This is a genomic window from Massilia sp. LjRoot122, assembly GCF_964252725.1.
Taxonomy (GTDB): domain Bacteria; phylum Pseudomonadota; class Gammaproteobacteria; order Burkholderiales; family Burkholderiaceae_D; genus Telluria.
Window position 1 is genome coordinate 2,917,514 of sequence record NZ_CAXUPB020000001.1, and the last position, 18,048, is coordinate 2,935,561.

Sequence of the window (18,048 nt, forward strand, 5' to 3'; positions counted from 1 at the left end):
TGCCAGCGTCAAGCGCTCGCCACAACAGTTGCCGGGCCGCGAAAGCGCGTTACTCTCCTGCTGGTTCCGTTGTTGCCGCAGGCTGATCAGGTCCGAACACGGCCTTCTGCAACTGTGCAATTTTCTGTTCAAGCGTATTCGTCAGACGAGTGCTGGCAAGCTCGCTTTCGAGAGCCGCGTTCTGTCGACGAAGCTCGCTACACGCCTCGTTCGCCTTCGCGAGTTCAGCTTCGATTTCTTGCTTGCGAGCCCGAACGTCGTTGTGCTGGGCCTCCAGTGCAGCGGCCCGTGATTCAACCGACTCCAGCTGCTCGATCCTGCGCCTGAGGGCCCGAATGGATTCCTTTTCCTGATAAAGCGCCTGTTTTCCGGCTGCCAGCTCTGCAGCCAGGGCTGCGGCTTCCTTGTTCAGTTGTGTCAGCTGCTCTAGCTTGAGCGCCGTGCTCTGGTTAGCCTGACGCAATTCGGCTTGTACAGATTGAACCTGCTGTTCATGACGTCGCCCTTCTTGCTCCCGCTGATCTTTCACTGCCGTCCGAAAGTGCTCCAATGCTTCGCGCGCCTGCGCATGCTTTTGTTCCAGAGACTTCTGATGTCTTTCCGAATCGGCCAATCGCTCAACGATGTCACGGCTGCGTTGCTCAGCCGTGTGCCTGGCAACTTGCTCTTCATGGAACTGGCTCTGAAGAATACTGAGCTGATCCTGAGTCGATGACAACGTCGCGCTGATCTCGTCGATGCTGGCGTTTGCTGCTGCCAAGTTTGTTTCGGCAGCCTTTAGATCCAAAGCATGTTTTTCCCGTTCGGTCGCGAGTTGTTCGCGCAGGTCAGCGATCTCGACACCAGCCTCGCTCTTTAGCTGTTCAGCAAGCCTGGCGACTAGTTCCTGGATTGCCTCACTGACTGAATAGCTGCGGACTTCCTCTTGCGCTTCAAGCTCCCGAAGGTACTTGTGAATGGTCGTCTTCGAACCGGTGTCGCCCATCTCAGCGCGTACTGCGTCGATCGAGGGGCGGCGCCCCTTGGCAATCAAGGCGTCCCGTGCACGCTTTACATCGGAAAAATACACTCCTGCACGCGCCATAATTCACCCCAATCGGAAATTTCGTACTGATGTACATACTATCATAATACATACTAATTTGATCGAATCACCCGCTACGTTTGTTGGGTTTTACGCATGGGATAATCAAGAATTATCCCGCGTGACGAGTGCTGACGCGCTAAAATGTGCTGTCACCATTACACCAGCCCTCTGCGAGCACCTTGGATATACCATGACTGCTAACATCTCGCGAAATCACCACTGGGTCCCGCAATGCTACTTGAAGGGATTTACGAAAGGCCGTAGCAAGAAGTCGACGCTGCACGTCACCGATTTCGAGACCGGACGTCAATTTCCGACGGTCCCCCGCAATGTGGCTGCAGGCCGTGACTTCAACCGCGTTGACATTGACGGCATCCCGCCCGACTACGTTGAGTCAGGAATTGCCGTGTTCGAAGGCAAGCTCGACAAGGCGCTTGAGCGTATTTGCCGCGAACGGGAGATCAAGGATCCGGAGGACCGGAACTTGGTACTGAACCTGATTGCACTGCTCGCCGTTCGCAATCCTGGTATGCGCGAGAACGTTCGGCGCAGCCTCGAGCAAGTCATGAAGCGGGTAATGGACTTGACACTTGCAACAAAAGAGCGATACGAATCGAGTTTTGCGCAGGCTGCGCGTGTCGGCGCCTTGCAATCCGAGGACATCCTGCCGTATGAGCGGATGCGGGACTTCGTCGACAGAGACGAGTACGCAATCTCCGTGTCAACCACCCACCATGTTGGCCAGGAGTTGAAGCTTGTCGATTCGGTGCTGCCGCTGCTTGGGCAACGGCGGTGGCTTCTTGCTCGCGCTCTGCCTGGCACTGGTGGATTCATCACCTCGGATCATCCAGTTATTCTGCAGTGGGCGGATCGCCCGATGACCGATGGCCTAGGAGGGCCTGGCTTTGCACTTCGTGGGACCGAAGTTCTGTTCACCATTTCCCACGATCTGGCAATGATTGGAACATTCGAGGGTCCGGACGAAGTTGTCGATGCCGACGAGGCACAGGTAGCCTTGATGAACGGCGTCATTCTGGGCCACTGGCAGCGGCAGATCTACGCTCGCGACGACCGATTCCGCTATCGGATGCGAGATGGCGAGATCCGTCGTGGTGCGGACGTGCTTCGACATCTGGGTACGTGGCAACGCTAGGAGCACCTCATGAACACCATCGACACTTACCTCAACGCCGCATCGCGGGAAAACACTCATCGAAGTTATCGCTCAGCGGTTGAGCACTTTGAAGTGCAATGGGGAGGTCTTCTGCCTGCAAGCGGAGATACGATAGCGCGATATCTCGCAGAACATGCGAGCGCGCTGTCTATAAGTACCCTGAACCAGCGTTTGGCTGCCTTAGCTTCATGGCATCTTGAACATGGCTTCGCAGACCCGACCAAGGCCCCAATCGTACGCAAAGTGCTCAAGGGTATTCGATCGTTGCACCCTTCTCAGCAAAAGCAAGCCAAGCCGGTTCAGCTTGAGGAAGTGAACCAGATCGTGGCCTGGCTCGACCAAATGATCGCACTGGCGACTGAGCATGGTCGCCGCTCCGATGCGCTGCGTCATACCCGCGACCGCGCACTCCTGTTATTAGGATTTTGGCGCGGATTCCGTGGCGACGAACTTACCCGTCTTCGAGTCGAGCATACGAAGGCAGTCCCCGGGAAGGGAATTAGCTGCTTCTTGCCCATCTCTAAAGGCGATAGAGATGCTCAAGGATTGACATTCAAGACGCCTGCATTGCAAAAACTTTGCCCGGTCGACGCCTACACAGCCTGGACTGCGCTTTCAGGCATTACGGAAGGGCCAGTGTTTCGGGGCATCGATCGCTGGGGCAATATTAGCTGCGAAGGACTGCACATCAATAGTCTGGTTCCCTTGCTTCGATCATTGTTCCTCGCTGCGGGTATCGCATCCGCCGATGAGTACAGTGGGCATTCTTTACGCCGTGGGTTCGCTTCCTGGGCGACATCGAACGGTTGGGACCTGAAAACTCTGATGGAATATGTCGGGTGGCGTGACGTCCAGTCTGCAATCCGATACCTCGAAGCGGGAGAGCACTTCGGCGATCTGCGGAGATGAACTACGATCAGCCCAGATTTCTACACCCACAATTGATGCAACGTCGTCACGGCGTCCGGGCTCGTCTCCAGATAGATTTCGAACAAGGACTTCTCTGTTGGCCTCAACGTATTCAGCCACTCCCAGGTCCGCAAGACGCACTGCTGCTCGCTTGAAAGCAGTGTCCATGGCACTTTGCACGGACGGCCCGCACGCGAGACCAGAGCTGCAGGATCAGGATAGAGACAATGTAGTGTTCGGAGCGGGGAATCAAAAGGACGGGACTCATCCCGAGCAAACACGACCTGAGGTGTCGATACCGTATCTTGCAAGGAGACTTTCAAGCCTCCCCTGCCCAGGCGATCGACTATTGCTGCCCAAAGCCCAAAGAACTGCATGTATGTGAAGCTGAGGCGGGTTGGGTCATCTGACGGGTTATGAGTCCATGGTTCCGAAAGCCTTAGCTCGTAGTTGCTCTTCCTGGGAATACTCAGTCCCTTCATGATCATTAGACTTTCTGTCGACATCCGCCAGACCACGTAAGCCAAGCAAGTCGCGCAGACTCCGCTTCCCGTTAGAGACAATCGATCGTCTTGATCCAATTTCGAAAGTTTGGACAGGCATCTCCGGTGACGCCGCACAAAATTTCGGAAGATGTGGCGTCGCATGGCGCGGTAACACCTGCCGGTGTCGTCGCGAACCGTCGTGCGATCCTCTGAAAGATCGGGCGCTCTTCCCGCATCGGTCACCCGGACGTACCTGCATGCGATTGACGGTGTCCCCTCGAGTATCCACGATTCATATTGCAGAGGTGCCTGCTCCTTGGCAAAGCCAGCTTGCCACGCCACCTCCAACTTACTTTGCTCGGTCGGTTCGATAGTGCTGATAAGATCATGCAGTAGAACGTCAGCGGCCGGAACTTTTCCCTGCACCGCACGCCACCACTCGAGGTACTCGACGATATAGCCAATGATGCGATGCCGGTCGTCACGTTTCATGGGTGAAATCGACAGCAGCTTGTCTAGCGACATCTGGTCTAGGTCACTTCTCAACACTTCATTGAACTGAGCTGGCTTTCCCAGCGTGTTTGGACGAGTGATATCGGAATTGTGCCAGGGGCAGCGTCTTAACCAACCCAGGTCGGAGAACAGGCAGTGGAACTGGTGCGAATGCCAGCAGTAACCGCAGAATCTCGAAGAGCTCCTTTCGCCGCCTATCACCTTGATGCCGAGCTGGTCCCAAAACCCGTTTTTAAGGTCCCTCGCCGGCACTTCAAGCAACTCACTGAAGCGGGTGAAGTCGATCCAGCTGCTGTCGGCGCAGTTCCGTATGCGCGACTTTGTTCTTGGCATCTTCGGGCGCGAAATCAGATCGCCAAGCTCAAGCTCGTTCAAGTTATTAAGAATCATGACCTTTCGAAACAACGACCAACCAGATTCAAAGGGGAAGTGCAACGCCGGATCCCAAGTTAGCCTTAACGCATTAGCACGCGTGCGCATAAGTCGCTCCGGTGCTTCAGTTCAGTACGTCGCTAAAGGAACGCAGCTTCGATGCTGATACGGCGGCATCAATGTCGTCGCCATCGATGCGGAAGCCGGTGTGATCCTGCCGCCTAAGTGAAAGCAATAGATCTTCAATTGTCAGACAGATGTGTTCCATCGGAACGCCTTGATCGGCAATACTGCCAGCTGCGCGGTGCAGCACGTCCCACAGAGCAGTGCGGTATGTCTCGAGACGAAATCCGGCGCGAAAAGCTACCGGGAAAAAGAACTGCGTGTAAGTGATCCCTGATCCTTCCGGATATTCCGATGCCATATCGTAACACCGTAGGAGAGCACCGAAATCGCCCTCGCTGCAGCACCCGTCGAACTGCAGCGTATCGCTCAAGAATCGCCCAATAATCTGCCTAGCGTTATTTGCCAGCAGGCTGGTTCGCCGATGCAAAATTTCCGGCTGCGCAAAGGATATCGCCGTCATCTTCAGGTTCTGAAGTTCCAGCTGGTTATGAAAGCACACCAGCTGCTGGAGGTCGGCGTCGTTCAACAGCTGCATCTCGTCAATCAGTAAGACATACTGTTTCGCCCCGATGCGCCCAGCCTTCACACGAATATCGGCCACTGCATTTCCGAATAATAGGTTCGGATCGGGCCGTTTCGAAAGGACGTGCGACTCAGCCTCCAATATGAGCCGCAGCATGTGCGAAGTCGTTGGGCGCCCACTCGGGCGTGTACTGAGCAAAGTTACATAAATGTTGGGGAACTCTGCTCGCAGCAAGTCCCGAATAGCGAGCGCGCAGCGCGTCTTTCCCATGCGTGGCGACGAATAAAACACTGTCCCGGTCCGGCGGGCCCAGACCAGTTCGCGAACAAGCGCATAAGTCCGCTGCATCATTGGTGTAGGCAGCGTATAGTCCCCTCCCCTGATCGGATGGCTGGGCAGCAGACGCTCCCGCATGTCGGCATCAAACGTGGACGTGCTGGCCCGCTTAACGTCAGGCTGGTTTTCGTGGCTCGGCATGACTACCTCCGATTCTTGACCTTGGAGAAGAAATCGAATGTCGGCTCATCCAGCAGGCGCCCGCGGGTCTCGTCGCGGACACGACGGGAGCTGCCGGGAGCGACAGGTGCCGGCGAAGGAGCCCGTATGACGCTTGCATCCAAGCCTGCGTCTTTACTAATCCGGACAAGCTCGGTTGCCTGTTTCGGCTTTGGGCCTTGAGTCGCGCGACCGCCTTTTTTGCTGGCCAAGTGACGCATGTACACCTGCAGGGGATCGTCGAACGTGGTGATGGTGATCAGCCTCTTCGTTATGAGACTGTTGATTGCCTTTCGAGTACGTCTGCTGTGCTTGGTCACTCCCCACTTCCCGTGGGCCTTCAACACGCCCAACTCGCCGCCATTGGGCAGGTAAGCTTTGACCTGCCGCATATCATCCTCGTCCACGTCCAACAGTAATCGCGCTCCGATCAGGTGGCCGGAGCTGGCCAGGACCTCGTTGGTGTAATGCACGCGGTCGACCTGGATATAGGGACGCCTGCCCGTGCTGCGATCGCCTCGAACAACTGCTGATTCGTATTGGCCGAATCCCGCTTCCGCCGCCATGCCAGCAGGGCGTCGGCGAGACTCGTAACGTTCCGGACGCTCAAGAAAGTAGCTGATTACCTGTAGTGGAGTCAGGTTCGATATCCCTTCTGAAGGGGTGACATTATGCTGCGCGAACGTAACGTCCAGAAGTTGCTCCACTTCTGCCGCTCTGATGTGAAGGTCTACTGCTTTACGCTCCGCCTCGTCTGCACGACCGCTGCGTGGATGCGAACCGGTCGTCGATGGAAGTCGCTTGAACAAGGTCCTGCCAATCTGGTTGAATGTTCTCTCGACATTTGGCCTGCGCTCGAAATGCGCGACCGGCCCCCAGTTGATAGCGAAGCCTAGTGCCGCACGGGCTCGGGCGTGGACGGTCGACGCCAAATGCGCCAGCGCACCATCGAACATTGTCGCGTTCCATAGTGCCTCGTGCGCGCCAGCGATCACCCCGTTCGGCAGACCGCCGCCTTCCGGATAGGCTAATCCTGGAATGCTCAGTTCCATAGGCTTCCAGGCCCCGCATGCTGCATTCCGAATAACTTTGAGGATGTCGTCCGCACTGATTTCAGGCCGGTAAACAACTGTGTACGCCAACACAGCACTGCTGAAGCGATCAACCACTGCAATCAGGTTCAGCCGGTCCAGCCTTAAATCAGTTTCAAGTCCATCCGGCGTTTGGAACGCGACCGTAACATGCGCTTCAATTTTGTATGTATCGATCTCAACTGCATCGTATGGTTCGTCAAAGCTGAGCAGTGGCGCAACACCGCGCCCTACATTAACGTGCGCCCGGGCCGCGCTGTCGCCGCGTGTCGCTGCACTTCGCGCAAAATGCTGATTCAGGACTTCCCCCATATATGCCTGGATGGAGCGGAGCCCCCTGTACTGCGTGGTGAATGGCCACTCGCTGGACGTCACCCCTTTCTCTGTCAGGCAGCGAATAAAGATTCTGTGCAGATCGCATGGCCTAAGCTTGAACTCTGGAACGGCAAGATGCTTCGCTTCATTCTTGATGTACAGAACCAGCTGCTCTTCGATATCTGGAAATCGCCGAAGCACCATGCCGAGTGCGCCGGCCATCCCAGATGGAACTCCCGGCGGATTATGCGGCAGTTTGCTGACCCTGCAATAGTCCTTGGCGCGAGCAAACGGAATGCACGCACGGAAGCCTTGAATACGCCCGTCAGGCGCGATCTCAAGACAGCGTCTCGCCAGCCTGGGTAGCCAGGTTTGATGGATGCCGGTTCGAGCTTCGATTTCGGCAACGGGAACCCATGCGAAGTACAGGCGCATTGCCTCTGCCTGCGCTCGAAAATGTTCTCGTTGTTTGTCTTCAAACTCAACGTCGAGCACCGTCGGCCACAAGGCAATCGGCACAGCGTCCTTGATAACTGACTCTCGTGTGCCCATGTCGCTACTGCGCCCGCGCGACTCGGTTTGCCCAGCGACTCGCCCCGCACAATCCATGTGACGACAGGTCAAGGTCGACCCGACCGTGAATTGCCGCTCTCACAACGGCGCCGAATACAGTAGCGCGATCATGCCCGGCCAAGTCATCAATCAGGTCGTCGAGCGATCCTGAGTGCCTGCGTGTGAGTGCCAAAGCCAGATGGTTCATGACGGCAGCGACGTTCATGTACCGGAGCATGCCTGCGTAGTTGACTGCCTTTAGCCAGTGAACTGCAAGGCGCGAACGTGCGCGCAGTTCGTCGAGGCAAATCATCCGTACCGTTGCGGGCCCGGAATCCGTCTGGACTGTCGCAAGCTCACGTGCGGCTGCGGCGACGATGTGCACCTCTAGTTGCTGCTTTGAACGATCGACCACCATTGCGCACTCGGGAGCAACTTCAAGCACAGTGCTCAAATCTCTAGAAATGGGGTAAAACCCGACGACCGAAGGATCGCTTTCGAGGAACGCGAGCCAGTGGACAAAACTACGGTCGGAATGAAAAATGAGATCTTCGTTCTGCTTGACACTGTAGCCAAGCCAAAGATTGCTGTTTTGGCGACCGCGCCCGCGATAGGCGTCAAGCACGCGCGCCCGCTGCGCCGATCGTGGAGTCTTTGCTGTGGCCATCGCCCCCTCCGGGTGGTCTGAGATGACACTGATCTGAACAAATTAGTACATGCGTCAGCGAAGTGCTAGTTTTACTTCCCAAAAAAGGAAGCAAAACTCTCAGACCGAGACTTTTGAGGGAGCTGTGCTGCTATGAGGGACGACGGTGGCGATCTTACAAAATCACTTCCGAGAGCTCCAGCATGATTACCTGCTTCGATATTGGCGGTTCCGCCATCAAATGTGCCGTCGCGACCGCTGACGGCCGGATCGGCGAACTGCAGCGCGTCCCGACGCCCGTCCACGACTTCGCCGCCTTCACCGCCGCCATGGGGGCGCTGATCGCGGCCGGCGGCCCCTCGCGCGGCGTCGCCATCTCGATCGCCGGCGTGATCGACCCGCTTGACGGCCGCATCAAGTGCGCCAACATTCCCTGCATCGACGGCCGCACGCTGGCCGCCGACCTGGGCGCCGCGCTCGGGCTGCCGGTCTGGATCATCAACGACGCCGACAGCTTTGCCCTGGCCGAAGCCCAGGCCGGCGCCGGCCGCGGCCATGCCACCGTGTTCGGCCTGATCCTGGGCACCGGCGTCGGCGGCGGCCTGGTGATCGGCGGACGGCTGATCGGCGGACCCGGCGGCTTCGCCGGCGAATGGGGCCACGGCCCCGTCGCCGCAAGCTTTGCCGGAACGCCGCCGCAAGCCATTCCGCGCTTCCCCTGCGGATGTGGCCAGAGCGGCTGCCTCGACACGGTCGGCGGCGCGCGCGGCCTGGAGCGCCTGCACCTGGCCTTGCACGGGCAGCTGCTGGACAGCCGCCAGACCGTCGCCGCGTGGGAGGCCGGCGACGCCGCCGCCGAGCACACGATTGCCTGCTTCGTCGATCTGCTGCGCGGACCGCTGGCGATGCTGATCAACACCCTCGGCGCGTCGATCCTGCCGGTCGGCGGCGGACTGGCCAACAGCGCGCCGCTGATCGCACGGCTCGACCAGGCGGTACGCGCCGCGATCCTGCGCAAGACCGCAGCGCCCATCATCGTGCCCGGCCAGTCCGGCGCGGAACCGGGATTGATCGGCGCGGCCTGGCTGGGCCAGGAAAAACTGGAAACCGCACATGCTTGATGCGATCACGCTGGAAGTCTGCGTCGACGACGCCGCCGGACTCGCCGCGGCGCTTGCCGGCGGCGCCGACCGCATCGAGCTGTGCAGCGCGCTCGACATCGGCGGGCTGACGCCCAGCGCCGGCCTGCTGCGCGCGGCCTCCGCCAGCCCGGTGCCGGTGGTCGCCATGATCCGTCCGCGTGGCGGCGACTTCTGCTTCGGCGCTGCGGAAACGGCGCTGATGCTGGACGAGATCGACGCGGTCGCCGCCGCCGGCCTGCAAGGCGTGGTGCTGGGTGCTTCGCTGCCGGACGGCCGGCTGGACCGGGACACGCTGGAGCGGCTGGTGCGCCGCGCCAGTGACCATGGCTTGCGCTGCACGCTGCACCGCGCCATCGACCTGTGCCCGGATCTTGCGCAGGCAACCGGCCTGGCCATCGAGCTCGGCTTCGAGCGCATCCTCACTTCCGGCGGCGCCCCCAGCGCGCCGCAAGGACTGGACGGCCTGCAGCGCTGCTTCGACGCCGCCGCCGGCCGCATCACGATCATGCCCGGCGCTGGTATCAACGCGGACAACGTACAGGTCTTGCGCGCACGGCTGCCACTGCGCGAGATCCACGCCTCCTGCTCCGAGCCGCTGCCTGCGCCGGCGCTGCAGGTGGCGGCCCTCGGCTTCGATTCCGGCAGCCGGCGCCGCACCAGTCCCACTAAAGTCGCGGCCCTGAAAGCTAAACTACAGGGGTGAAACCGCCCTTCGCTTGAAATCCACAGGGGCGTATGCAACACTCGACGGGATACCCTTGCGGAGCCCCTGTTTGACCTTCGATCCGACCCTTCTTGCCCCCTACCTTGGCGACCTGGCAGCCGGTGCGCGGCTGACCGCCCTCGCCTGCGCGCTGGCCCTGGCCGGCGGCCTCGCCCTGGGCATTGCGGCGGCCCTGATGCGCACCGCCGCATCGCCGCTGGCCCGCCGTTCGGCCGAAGTCTATGTCGACGTCTTCCGCAACGTACCCTTCATCGTCCAGTTGTTCTTCCTGTTCTACGGCCTGCCCGAGATCGGTCTCGAACTGAGCGCTTTCGACACCGGGGTGCTGGCGCTGTCGCTGGCGGGCGGCGCCTTTACCTCCGACGTGATCCGTTCCGGCATCCTGGCGGTCGAACCGGGCGTGCTGGAGGCGGCGCAGGTGAGCGGCCTGTCGCGCCTGGCGATTGCCCGGCGCATCGTGCTGCCGATCGCGCTGCGCACGGCGATCCGGCCCCTGGGATCGGTATTCGTCAACCTGATCCTGACCTCGTCCATCCTGTCGGCGATCACGCTCAATGAACTGACCGGCAGCGCGAAGATCGTCGCCTCCGATACCTTCCAGCCCTTCGAGGTCTACCTGCTGCTCCTGCTGATGTATGCCGTGATGACCTGGCTGGTGTCCCTGTCGGCAGGCGCCCTGCACCGGCGCCTGAACCGGGACCTGGCCTGATGCGCTACGCCGAATTCACGCCGCACGACCTGCTCCTGCTGCTGCAGGGCCTGGGGGTCTCGGTCGGCCTGTTCGCCGCGACGACCGTGATCGGCCTGATGCTCGGCCTGGCCTGGGCGCTGCTGCGCTACTACCGCACGCCGCTACTGGCCCCCTTGGCCGCCCTGCTGGCCGAGCTGCTGAAGAATTCCCCTGTGCTGGTGCAGCTGTTCCTGGTGTTCTTCGGCCTGCCCGTGCTGCTGCAGACCGACCTGACGCCTGTGGAAGCCGCCCTCATCACCCTGTCCGGCAACACGGCGGCCTTCGTCTACGTGATTGCCGTCTCCGCCATCGAATCAGTCGGGCGCGACCAATTGGAAACCGCGCGCGTGTTCGGCTTGAGCCGCTGGCAATGCCTGCGCCACGTGGTCACGCCGCAGGCGGCGGCCTTCGGTGTCGGGCCCCTGGCCGGGCTGCTGGTCAACCAGCTGCAGGTGACCTCCCTGATTTCGGTGATCGGCGTGGTCGACCTGACCAAGGTGGGCGCGATCCTGAACCTGCGCACGCTCAAGCCCTTCATCGTCTGGACCGTGATCGGCCTGCTGTACTACCTGATGGCCCGCCTGATCGCGGCAAGCTGCGCCCGCGCCGAGGCGCGCCTGCGTGTGCATACTGAATGGAAGGGGCTATAGGATGATCCAGATAGAAGGCGTGGCCAAGCGCTTCGGCGCCACCACGGTACTCGACGGCATCGACCTGCGCATCGCGCCGGGCGAGGTCGTGTCCATCCTCGGGGCCAGCGGCTCCGGCAAGTCGACGCTGATACGCTGCATCAATGGCCTCGAGAAGCTCGATGGCGGCAGTATTTCCGTCGATGGCCACCGGGTCGACGATCCCGGCCAGCTGCGGCTGGCGCGCCGCAGTTGCGGCACCGTGTTCCAGCTGTTTAACCTGTACCCGCACATGACGGCGCTGCAGAACATCACGCTGGCCCCGGTGGAAGTGCTGAAGCTGCCGCGCCGCCAGGCCGAAGAAGAGGCGCGCGAACTGCTGGCCGCCGTCGGGCTGCGCGAACGCGCCGATGCCTATCCGGCCCAGCTCTCGGGCGGACAGCGTCAGCGCGTCGGCATCTGCCGCGCACTGGCGATGAAACCGCGCTACCTGCTGCTGGACGAAGTCACCAGCGCACTCGACCCGGAAATGACGGCCGAGGTGCTGGACATCCTGGCCAGGCTGGCGGGCAGCGGCACCACCATGCTGTTCGTCACCCACGAAATCGAATTCGCCCGCCAGATCTCCAGCCGCATCGTGTTCCTCGACCGGGGCCGGCTGCTGGCCGACCTGCCGACCGCGCGCTTCTTCGCGGCGGATGGCGGCCTGGCGCAGCCGCGCATCGCCCAATTCCTCTCGAAAATGAGCAAGTCATGAAGATGCTGTTAGCGAACGCCGAGGCCTGGCCGGGCTTCGACACCACGGTCGCGCTGCTGCGTGAGGGCGGCGCCGGCATCGACGCCATGGTCAGCGGCATCGCCAGGGTCGAACGGGAGGCCAGGGTGCGCAGCGTCGGCTACGGCGGCTGGCCCAACATGCTGGGCGAGATGGAGTTCGATGCAGGCGTGATGGACGGCACGACACGCGCGGTCGGCGCGGTCGGGGCGGTGCCGGCCACCCTGCCCGTATCCGCGCTGGCGTATGAGGTGATGAAGCACCTGCCGCACGTGATGCTGACCGGCCAGGGTGCGCGCCGCTTTGCCACCGAGCGCGGCTTCGCCGTCGACGAGGTGCTGCACCCGGACAGCAAGCGCGTGTGGTGGGAGAAGCTGGAGAAGGAGATGTCGCCGGAACAGCGGGCAGCCTTCCCCGATATTCCGCTGGCCCCGCTCAGCAACACCATCACCGATCCCGAACGCGTGCGCGACACCACGGTCTTCCTGGGCCGCGACGCGCTGCACAACACTGGCGTGGTGACCTCGACCTCCGGCTGGGCATGGAAGTATCCGGGCCGGCTGGGCGATTCGCCGATTCCCGGCGCCGGCTTTTATGCGGACAGCCGCTATGGCGCCGCGGCCTGCACCCACACCGGCGAGATGACCATGCGCTGCGGGACCTCGCGCAGCATCGTGCTGGCAATGCGCCTTGGCTACAGCCTGGAAGATGCCCTCAAGCTGGCGGTGGAAGAGCTGTCCGAGCTGAAGACCGGTTTCCTGGCCGGCGTGGTCATCCACGCCATCGACGCCCACGGCAACCACCGGGTGGTCAACTACCACTGCGACGACGAGATACGCTACTGGTACTGGGACGAGCGCATGGCCGCGCCGGAATTGCGCGTCGCCTCCGCAGTCCAATCATGAAAGGACAGATCATGCTGCATCGTTTGACAAAGTGCGCCGCCACCGCGGTCCTGATGCTGGCGGCGGCGCACGCACAGGCCGGCCGCATCGAGGACATCAAGGCGCGCGGCTACGTGCGCATCGGCGTCTCGCTGGGCGGCGAGCCGGTCGGTTTCCGCAATGCCGGCAATGAACCGGTCGGCTATGACGTCGACGTCGCCAGGCAGCTTGCCGCGCGGCTCGGCGTGCCGGTGCGCTTTTCGGATGTCTCCAGCGATGCGCGCATCTCGATGCTGATGTCGAAGCAGCTCGACCTGGTGGTGGCGAACGTCTCGATCACGCCCAAACGCGCGCGCGTGGTCGATTTTTCAATTCCCTACAACCTGGCCGGCCTGTGTGTGATCGCGCAAAAAAGCGCGCGCATCAAGACCCTGGCGGACCTGAACGGCAAACGGGTCGTGGTCGGGCGGGGCACGACGGCGGACGCCTTCCTGAAGCAGTCGGCGCCGCAGGCGCTGTTCGTCTACACCGACAACTTCGCGCCGGACGGCGTCCTGCTCCTGCAGCAAAAGCGCGTCGACGCCGGCATCGAGGATGCGTCGCTGCTCGACTACCTGGCCAGCAAGAACGATCAGCTGCAAACCCTGCCCGCGACCTACGGCAATACGCCGATCGGCATCGCCATGGCCAAGGGCGATCCCGCGCTGCTGAACTTCGTGAACGCTTTCGTCGCGGACTACATCAAGTCCGGCGCCTATGCGGCCAACTACAAAAAGTGGTGGGGCAGCAAATCGGTGCCCCCGGCGCTGCACGCACCGTAAGCACATCATCTTTGAGAACCTAGCGGGCAAGCGGTCGCTGCGGCGGCCCCATGCGCCCGTTGGCGTTCTCGATGTCGGCGGCGATCAGCCAGCGGCCGTCGACCTTGCGCAGCACCAGCACGAACTTGCCGAAGTCGCGTCCCTGCCCGGCCGGCCCGTAGGCGCCGACCATGTAGGCCAGGTCGCCGGACGCGCGGTAGTCGAGCGCGCGCAGGGTGGTCGGCTGGCCGCCGCCGTGCGAGTAGGCCTGGCGGATGCTGTCCGCCCCACGCGCCGGCGGCTGGCCGCTGGGCAGGGCGAAACCGTCCGGGGCGAACAGCGCGGCCAGGGCGGCGGCATCGTTCGCGGCCCAGGCGCGCTCATAGGCGCGCAGCAGCTGGTCGACCTCGGGCGGCACGTTCACGGACGGCAGGGTCTGGGCCAGTGCCGGCACGGCGAGCACGGCGGCGAACAAAGGTGCAAGAAGCAGCTTGCGCATGGGCGGTCCTTGTCATGGGGTCGAATGCCGCCGATTCTAGCGAGGACTTGCAGCGATGACTACGAATAATCGATATGCACTTCTGGCTTTTTCGCATTTGGCTGAGCGTTCTTGCACCAGGCACTTGGCGAAGTGAACATTTTGCTTTATACATACCCGGTTATCACACTGACGCTTCCGGATCCGCCCTGCATGAATCTCCAGCCACCTTCCCTGCGCCTGACGGCCAGCACCGTCGTCAGCGCGACCTGCGTCGTCGCCCTGCTGTATTTCGGACGTGAAGTGCTCGAGCCGCTGGCGCTCGCGCTGATCCTGAGCCTGGTGCTGGCGCCGCTGGTGCGCAGCATGACCCGGGTCGGGCTGGCGCGCATGCCCGCCGTGCTGCTGTCGGTGGCGCTGGTGGCCACCTGCGTCGGCGGGGTCGGCGCCGTGCTGTTCGACCAGCTGGTGACGATCACGCGCGACCTGCCGCAGTACCGGGCCGCGATCAAGACCAAGGTGGCCAAGGTGCGCGAGCTGGTCGAGCGCCCGATCACCCGCATCGAGGCCGAGCTGAGCGCGGTTGCCCCGGTGCCGGCGCCGGCGGCCGAGGCAGTGCGCGTACGGCGCGGCAACCTGGTCGTCAACCCGAACCAGCCGATTCCGGTCGAGGTGCGCACTCCGCGCACCATGAAGGACACGCTGGGGCGCGTCATCAACCTGGTCTGGGGGCCGATCGGCGAGGCCGGCGTGGTCCTGATCCTGCTGGTCTTCATCCTGCTGGAACAGGGTTCGCTGCGCGACCGCCTGGTGCGCCTGGCCGGCCAGGCCGAAGTCAGCCGCACCATCCGCACCCTGGGCGACGCCGCCCAGGGCGTGTCGCGTTTCTTCTTCTCGCAGTTCATCGTGAACGCGACCTTCGGCGCGGTGATCGGCCTGTCGCTATGGCTGGCCGGGATTCCGCATGCCATCCTGTGGGGCGTGCTGAGCGGCGTGCTGCGCTTCGTGCCCTACCTGGGCGTGCTGCTGGCGGGAACGATCATCGCGGTCTTCGTCGCGGCGATCGACCCCGGCTGGTCGCTGGCGCTCACCTGCATGGCGATCTTCCTGGCCTTCGAGCTGGTGCTGGCCAACTTCATCGAGCCGAAAGTCTATGGCCACAGCTCCGGCCTGTCGCCGCTGGCCGTGATCGTCTCGGCCCTGTTCTGGGGCGCGCTGTGGGGCCCGGTCGGCCTGCTGCTGTCGACTCCGCTGACCCTGTGCCTGGTCGTGGCCGGGCGCCACGTGCGGGCGCTGGCGCCGATCACGATCCTGCTGGGCGACGCGCCGAACATGTCGGACGCCGAGCGTTTCCACCAGCGCGTGCTGGCCGGCGAAGCCGACGAACTGACCAAGGATGCGCGCGCCTACGTGCGCCGCTACAGCTTCGCGCGCTATTGCGACCACGTGCTGCTGCCGGGCCTGCGCATGGCGGTGTCCGACCTCGGCACCGGCACCATCGACAAGGCGCAGGAAGCGCGCATGCGCGCCGTGATCGCCAACATCGCCGAGACCGTCGCCTCGGCTTCGGACCGCAGCGCGCGCAACCGCCGCAAGCCGGTGCCGCTGCTGGACGCGAACATCGGCGCCCACCTGCGCCAGATGCGCGAGGCGCGTTTCGGCCGCTGGCAGGGTTCGCTCGACGTGCCGCTCGGCTCGATCGTGCTGTGCGCCGGGCTGCCGTCCGAACGCGACGACTTCCTCACCGAACTGCTGGTGCGCGCGCTGCGCGAGGGCGACGTCGACGCGCGCAGCCTGGTGGTCGGCGCGCCGATCGACAAGCCCGAGGGCAGCGGCCCCGAGCTGGTTTCCACGGTCTTCATCACCTATCCGCGCCAGGACAATTTCGAGGCCTGGCGCGCGGCGGTGGCCGAACTGCGCAAGGACCTGCCGGAAGCGCTGATGGTCACCGTGCTGCTGCCCTACGACGAGCAGCTGCCCAAGCGCGCGCTGGTCGAGGCCTATGTCGACATGATCCTGCGCTCCTTCGAGGAAGGCCTGGCCTTCGTGGCGCCGGACCGCGGGGCGCCAGTCAAGCCGGGGCTTGCTGCATAAGGGTGATTTGTTGTTTTCCCGCCGTGAGCATGTGAAAAATCACGAGCTTTTTGCTGGCGGTCTTTACGATTTGGGATGTTTCCCACGTAAAATGCTTTCCCATCGGCATTAATTTTTCAGGCGGCGGAATATGAAATCGGTTCAACAAGAAGTCGACGAGCGCAGCAACCTCACCGGCACCAACAAATTCGAACTCCTCCTGTTCCGCCTCGGCGGCGACGAAAACGGCGAGCGCAGCGAACTGTTCGGCATCAATGTGTTCAAGATCCGCGAGATCGTGGCCATGCCGGAAATCACCGCCGTGGCCGGTTCGATGCCGCACGTGCTGGGCGTGGTCAACCTGCGCGGCCAGATCATCCAGGTGCTGGATCTGCCGGCCATCGCCGGCGTCAAGCCGAAGACCGGCCTGAACATCATGCTGGTCACGGAATTCGCCCGCACCACCCAGGCCTTCGCGGTCGAGAGCGTCGAGGAAATCGTGCGCCTGGACTGGAGCCAGGTGATGTCGGCCGAACGTGCCGCCGGCAGCGGCATGGTCACCAGTATCGCCCGCCTGCCGGAAGAGAACGGCCAGCCGGGCCGCCTGGCCCAGGTGCTCGACGTCGAAACCATCCTGCGCAACATGAATCCCGATTCCGGTCCGGAGATCAGCCAGCAGGCGGTCGGTTCGAAGATCCAGATCAAGCCGGGCTCGGTCGTGCTGGCCGCCGACGACTCGGTGGTCGCCCGCGCCCTGATCGAACAGGGCCTGGAAGTGATGGGCCTGCCCTTCATCATGGCCAAGAGCGGCAAGGACGCTTGGGACCAGCTCAACAGCATCGCGAATGCCGCCGAGACCGAAGGCAAGACCGTGCACGACAAGATCGCCCTGGTGCTGACCGACCTCGAGATGCCGGAGATGGACGGCTTCACGCTGACCCGCAACATCAAGAAGACCGGGCGCTTCTCCAGCCTGCCGGTGATCATCCACTCCTCGCTGTCGGGCACCACGAACGAAGAGCACGTCAAGAACGTGCAGGCCGACGCCTACGTGGCCAAGTTCTCGGCCGAGGACCTGGCCAACACGATCCGCCGCGTCCTGCGCCAGTAAGAGATTCGTTGTGATGTAACAAACACTAACACATTCGACATCGTGCGCCATCCTGCCCCATGTATTATTGACAACAAGTCGGTGCGATATCGGGGGTACCGGCCAGGCGGAAGCGTCATGCTTTCGCCGACCGGACAAGCGGGAATGCGCGCCACCTGGCCGCTGTATCCCGCGGAAAGCACACCATGCCGCAACGACGACGAGACGATGACACTGCAGTAGCCGCCGAGTACGCCTTTTTTCTGGCGGAAACCCGGGGCCTGCGCTTCGCCCTCGACTATCTCGACAACTGCCACATCCCGCGCGACATCCTGCTGCGCGCCTTCGATCAGCCCGAACGCCGCCGCCGCAACGAACGGCGCGCCTTTCCCCGCAACGACTGAGGCCTGCAAGGGCGCTCACGGCGTGCTATTT

18 protein-coding genes are annotated in these 18,048 nt (G+C 62.3%); 12 read left to right on the forward strand and 6 right to left on the reverse strand.

Features of this window, described 5'->3' with window-relative positions; translation table 11 throughout:
• Positions 1–49: 49 nt before the first annotated feature.
• Positions 50–1,069 carry a DNA-binding protein gene (locus ACSQ25_RS12630; RefSeq protein WP_436106036.1) on the reverse strand — a complete coding sequence of 340 codons (1,020 nt, stop codon included), beginning with the start codon at positions 1,067–1,069 and terminating at the stop codon, positions 50–52.
• A gap of 208 nt (positions 1,070–1,277) precedes the next feature.
• Between ACSQ25_RS12630 and ACSQ25_RS12635 the strand changes: the two genes are divergently transcribed.
• Positions 1,278–2,240 (forward strand): DUF4238 domain-containing protein, encoded by a 963-nt coding sequence (locus tag ACSQ25_RS12635; RefSeq protein ID WP_436106037.1) that lies wholly within the window; start codon positions 1,278–1,280, stop codon positions 2,238–2,240.
• A gap of 9 nt (positions 2,241–2,249) precedes the next feature.
• Entirely contained in the window at positions 2,250–3,170 is a 921-nt protein-coding gene (locus ACSQ25_RS12640) for a site-specific integrase (RefSeq protein ID WP_436106038.1), read from the forward strand.
• A 20-nt stretch (positions 3,171–3,190) separates the two neighbouring features.
• On the opposite strand, the gene ACSQ25_RS12645 is transcribed toward ACSQ25_RS12640, so the two are convergent.
• The 4 genes from ACSQ25_RS12645 to ACSQ25_RS12660 all read right to left on the reverse strand — a co-directional run bounded on the left by ACSQ25_RS12645 (position 3,191) and on the right by ACSQ25_RS12660 (position 8,309).
• On the reverse strand, positions 3,191–4,558 hold the full coding sequence (locus tag ACSQ25_RS12645) for a hypothetical protein (protein WP_436106039.1): 1,368 nt from the start codon (positions 4,556–4,558) through the stop codon (positions 3,191–3,193).
• A 106-nt stretch (positions 4,559–4,664) separates the two neighbouring features.
• A complete protein-coding gene (locus ACSQ25_RS12650; protein ID WP_436106040.1) occupies positions 4,665–5,666 on the reverse strand; it encodes an ATP-binding protein in 1,002 nt (333 codons plus the stop codon).
• Positions 5,667–5,668: 2 nt separating this feature from the next.
• On the reverse strand, positions 5,669–7,642 hold the full coding sequence (locus ACSQ25_RS12655) for a hypothetical protein (protein WP_436106041.1): 1,974 nt from the start codon (positions 7,640–7,642) through the stop codon (positions 5,669–5,671).
• Positions 7,643–7,646: 4 nt separating this feature from the next.
• Positions 7,647–8,309, reverse strand: coding sequence for a hypothetical protein (locus ACSQ25_RS12660; protein WP_436106042.1), 663 nt, complete (start codon positions 8,307–8,309; stop codon positions 7,647–7,649).
• A gap of 182 nt (positions 8,310–8,491) precedes the next feature.
• On the opposite strand from ACSQ25_RS12660, the gene ACSQ25_RS12665 reads away from it, so the two are divergent.
• The 7 genes from ACSQ25_RS12665 to ACSQ25_RS12695 all read left to right on the forward strand — a co-directional run bounded on the left by ACSQ25_RS12665 (position 8,492) and on the right by ACSQ25_RS12695 (position 13,993).
• On the forward strand, positions 8,492–9,409 hold the full coding sequence (locus ACSQ25_RS12665) for an ROK family protein (RefSeq protein ID WP_436106043.1): 918 nt from the start codon (positions 8,492–8,494) through the stop codon (positions 9,407–9,409).
• Positions 9,402–10,133 carry a copper homeostasis protein CutC gene (locus ACSQ25_RS12670; RefSeq protein ID WP_436106044.1) on the forward strand — a complete coding sequence of 244 codons (732 nt, stop codon included), beginning with the start codon at positions 9,402–9,404 and terminating at the stop codon, positions 10,131–10,133. Before ACSQ25_RS12665 ends, ACSQ25_RS12670 begins: the two co-directional genes overlap by 8 nt.
• 70 nt (positions 10,134–10,203) lie before the next feature.
• Positions 10,204–10,863 carry an amino acid ABC transporter permease gene (locus tag ACSQ25_RS12675; protein WP_436106045.1) on the forward strand — a complete coding sequence of 220 codons (660 nt, stop codon included), beginning with the start codon at positions 10,204–10,206 and terminating at the stop codon, positions 10,861–10,863.
• Positions 10,863–11,534, forward strand: a complete 672-nt coding sequence (locus tag ACSQ25_RS12680; RefSeq protein WP_436106046.1) for an ABC transporter permease subunit — start codon at positions 10,863–10,865, stop codon at positions 11,532–11,534. Before ACSQ25_RS12675 ends, ACSQ25_RS12680 begins: the two co-directional genes overlap by 1 nt.
• Before the next feature lies 1 nt (position 11,535).
• Positions 11,536–12,270, forward strand: coding sequence for an amino acid ABC transporter ATP-binding protein (locus tag ACSQ25_RS12685; protein WP_436106047.1), 735 nt, complete (start codon positions 11,536–11,538; stop codon positions 12,268–12,270).
• Positions 12,267–13,193, forward strand: a complete 927-nt coding sequence (locus tag ACSQ25_RS12690; protein WP_436106048.1) for an isoaspartyl peptidase/L-asparaginase — start codon at positions 12,267–12,269, stop codon at positions 13,191–13,193. Before ACSQ25_RS12685 ends, ACSQ25_RS12690 begins: the two co-directional genes overlap by 4 nt.
• A gap of 11 nt (positions 13,194–13,204) precedes the next feature.
• A complete protein-coding gene (locus ACSQ25_RS12695; protein ID WP_436106049.1) occupies positions 13,205–13,993 on the forward strand; it encodes a transporter substrate-binding domain-containing protein in 789 nt (262 codons plus the stop codon).
• Between the two features lie 19 nt (positions 13,994–14,012).
• Here the strand turns inward: ACSQ25_RS12695 and ACSQ25_RS12700 are convergent, their stop codons facing one another.
• The gene (locus tag ACSQ25_RS12700) at positions 14,013–14,471 is read right to left on the reverse strand and encodes a YybH family protein (RefSeq protein WP_436106050.1); all 459 of its coding nucleotides are present in this window, start codon (positions 14,469–14,471) and stop codon (positions 14,013–14,015) included.
• A 192-nt stretch (positions 14,472–14,663) separates the two neighbouring features.
• Between ACSQ25_RS12700 and ACSQ25_RS12705 the strand changes: the two genes are divergently transcribed.
• The 3 genes from ACSQ25_RS12705 to ACSQ25_RS12715 all read left to right on the forward strand — a co-directional run bounded on the left by ACSQ25_RS12705 (position 14,664) and on the right by ACSQ25_RS12715 (position 18,017).
• Complete coding sequence (locus tag ACSQ25_RS12705) at positions 14,664–16,544, forward strand: AI-2E family transporter (protein ID WP_436106051.1); 1,881 nt, start codon at positions 14,664–14,666, stop codon at positions 16,542–16,544.
• Between the two features lie 130 nt (positions 16,545–16,674).
• Positions 16,675–17,634 (forward strand): chemotaxis protein, encoded by a 960-nt coding sequence (locus ACSQ25_RS12710; RefSeq protein WP_436106052.1) that lies wholly within the window; start codon positions 16,675–16,677, stop codon positions 17,632–17,634.
• A 185-nt stretch (positions 17,635–17,819) separates the two neighbouring features.
• Positions 17,820–18,017: a hypothetical protein gene (locus tag ACSQ25_RS12715; RefSeq protein WP_436106053.1), complete on the forward strand. Its 198-nt coding sequence runs from the start codon at positions 17,820–17,822 to the stop codon at positions 18,015–18,017.
• Positions 18,018–18,048 lie beyond the last annotated feature (31 nt).

Excerpts from the sequence above, each read along its gene's own strand:
- ACSQ25_RS12635 (WP_436106037.1), top strand. The coding sequence starts at position 1,278 with ATGACTGCTAACATCTCGCGAAATCACCACTGGGTCCCGCAATGCTAC.
- ACSQ25_RS12640 (WP_436106038.1), top strand. The coding sequence starts at position 2,250 with ATGAACACCATCGACACTTACCTCAACGCCGCATCGCGGGAAAACACT.
- ACSQ25_RS12645 (WP_436106039.1), bottom strand. The coding sequence starts at position 4,558 with ATGATTCTTAATAACTTGAACGAGCTTGAGCTTGGCGATCTGATTTCG.
- ACSQ25_RS12650 (WP_436106040.1), bottom strand. The coding sequence starts at position 5,666 with ATGCCGAGCCACGAAAACCAGCCTGACGTTAAGCGGGCCAGCACGTCC.
- ACSQ25_RS12655 (WP_436106041.1), bottom strand. The coding sequence starts at position 7,642 with ATGGGCACACGAGAGTCAGTTATCAAGGACGCTGTGCCGATTGCCTTG.
- ACSQ25_RS12660 (WP_436106042.1), bottom strand. The coding sequence starts at position 8,309 with ATGGCCACAGCAAAGACTCCACGATCGGCGCAGCGGGCGCGCGTGCTT.
- ACSQ25_RS12665 (WP_436106043.1), top strand. The coding sequence starts at position 8,492 with ATGATTACCTGCTTCGATATTGGCGGTTCCGCCATCAAATGTGCCGTC.
- ACSQ25_RS12670 (WP_436106044.1), top strand. The coding sequence starts at position 9,402 with ATGCTTGATGCGATCACGCTGGAAGTCTGCGTCGACGACGCCGCCGGA.
- ACSQ25_RS12680 (WP_436106046.1), top strand. The coding sequence starts at position 10,863 with ATGCGCTACGCCGAATTCACGCCGCACGACCTGCTCCTGCTGCTGCAG.
- ACSQ25_RS12685 (WP_436106047.1), top strand. The coding sequence starts at position 11,536 with ATGATCCAGATAGAAGGCGTGGCCAAGCGCTTCGGCGCCACCACGGTA.
- ACSQ25_RS12690 (WP_436106048.1), top strand. The coding sequence starts at position 12,267 with ATGAAGATGCTGTTAGCGAACGCCGAGGCCTGGCCGGGCTTCGACACC.
- ACSQ25_RS12695 (WP_436106049.1), top strand. The coding sequence starts at position 13,205 with ATGCTGCATCGTTTGACAAAGTGCGCCGCCACCGCGGTCCTGATGCTG.
- ACSQ25_RS12700 (WP_436106050.1), bottom strand. The coding sequence starts at position 14,471 with ATGCGCAAGCTGCTTCTTGCACCTTTGTTCGCCGCCGTGCTCGCCGTG.
- ACSQ25_RS12705 (WP_436106051.1), top strand. The coding sequence starts at position 14,664 with ATGAATCTCCAGCCACCTTCCCTGCGCCTGACGGCCAGCACCGTCGTC.
- ACSQ25_RS12710 (WP_436106052.1), top strand. The coding sequence starts at position 16,675 with ATGAAATCGGTTCAACAAGAAGTCGACGAGCGCAGCAACCTCACCGGC.
- ACSQ25_RS12715 (WP_436106053.1), top strand. The coding sequence starts at position 17,820 with ATGCCGCAACGACGACGAGACGATGACACTGCAGTAGCCGCCGAGTAC.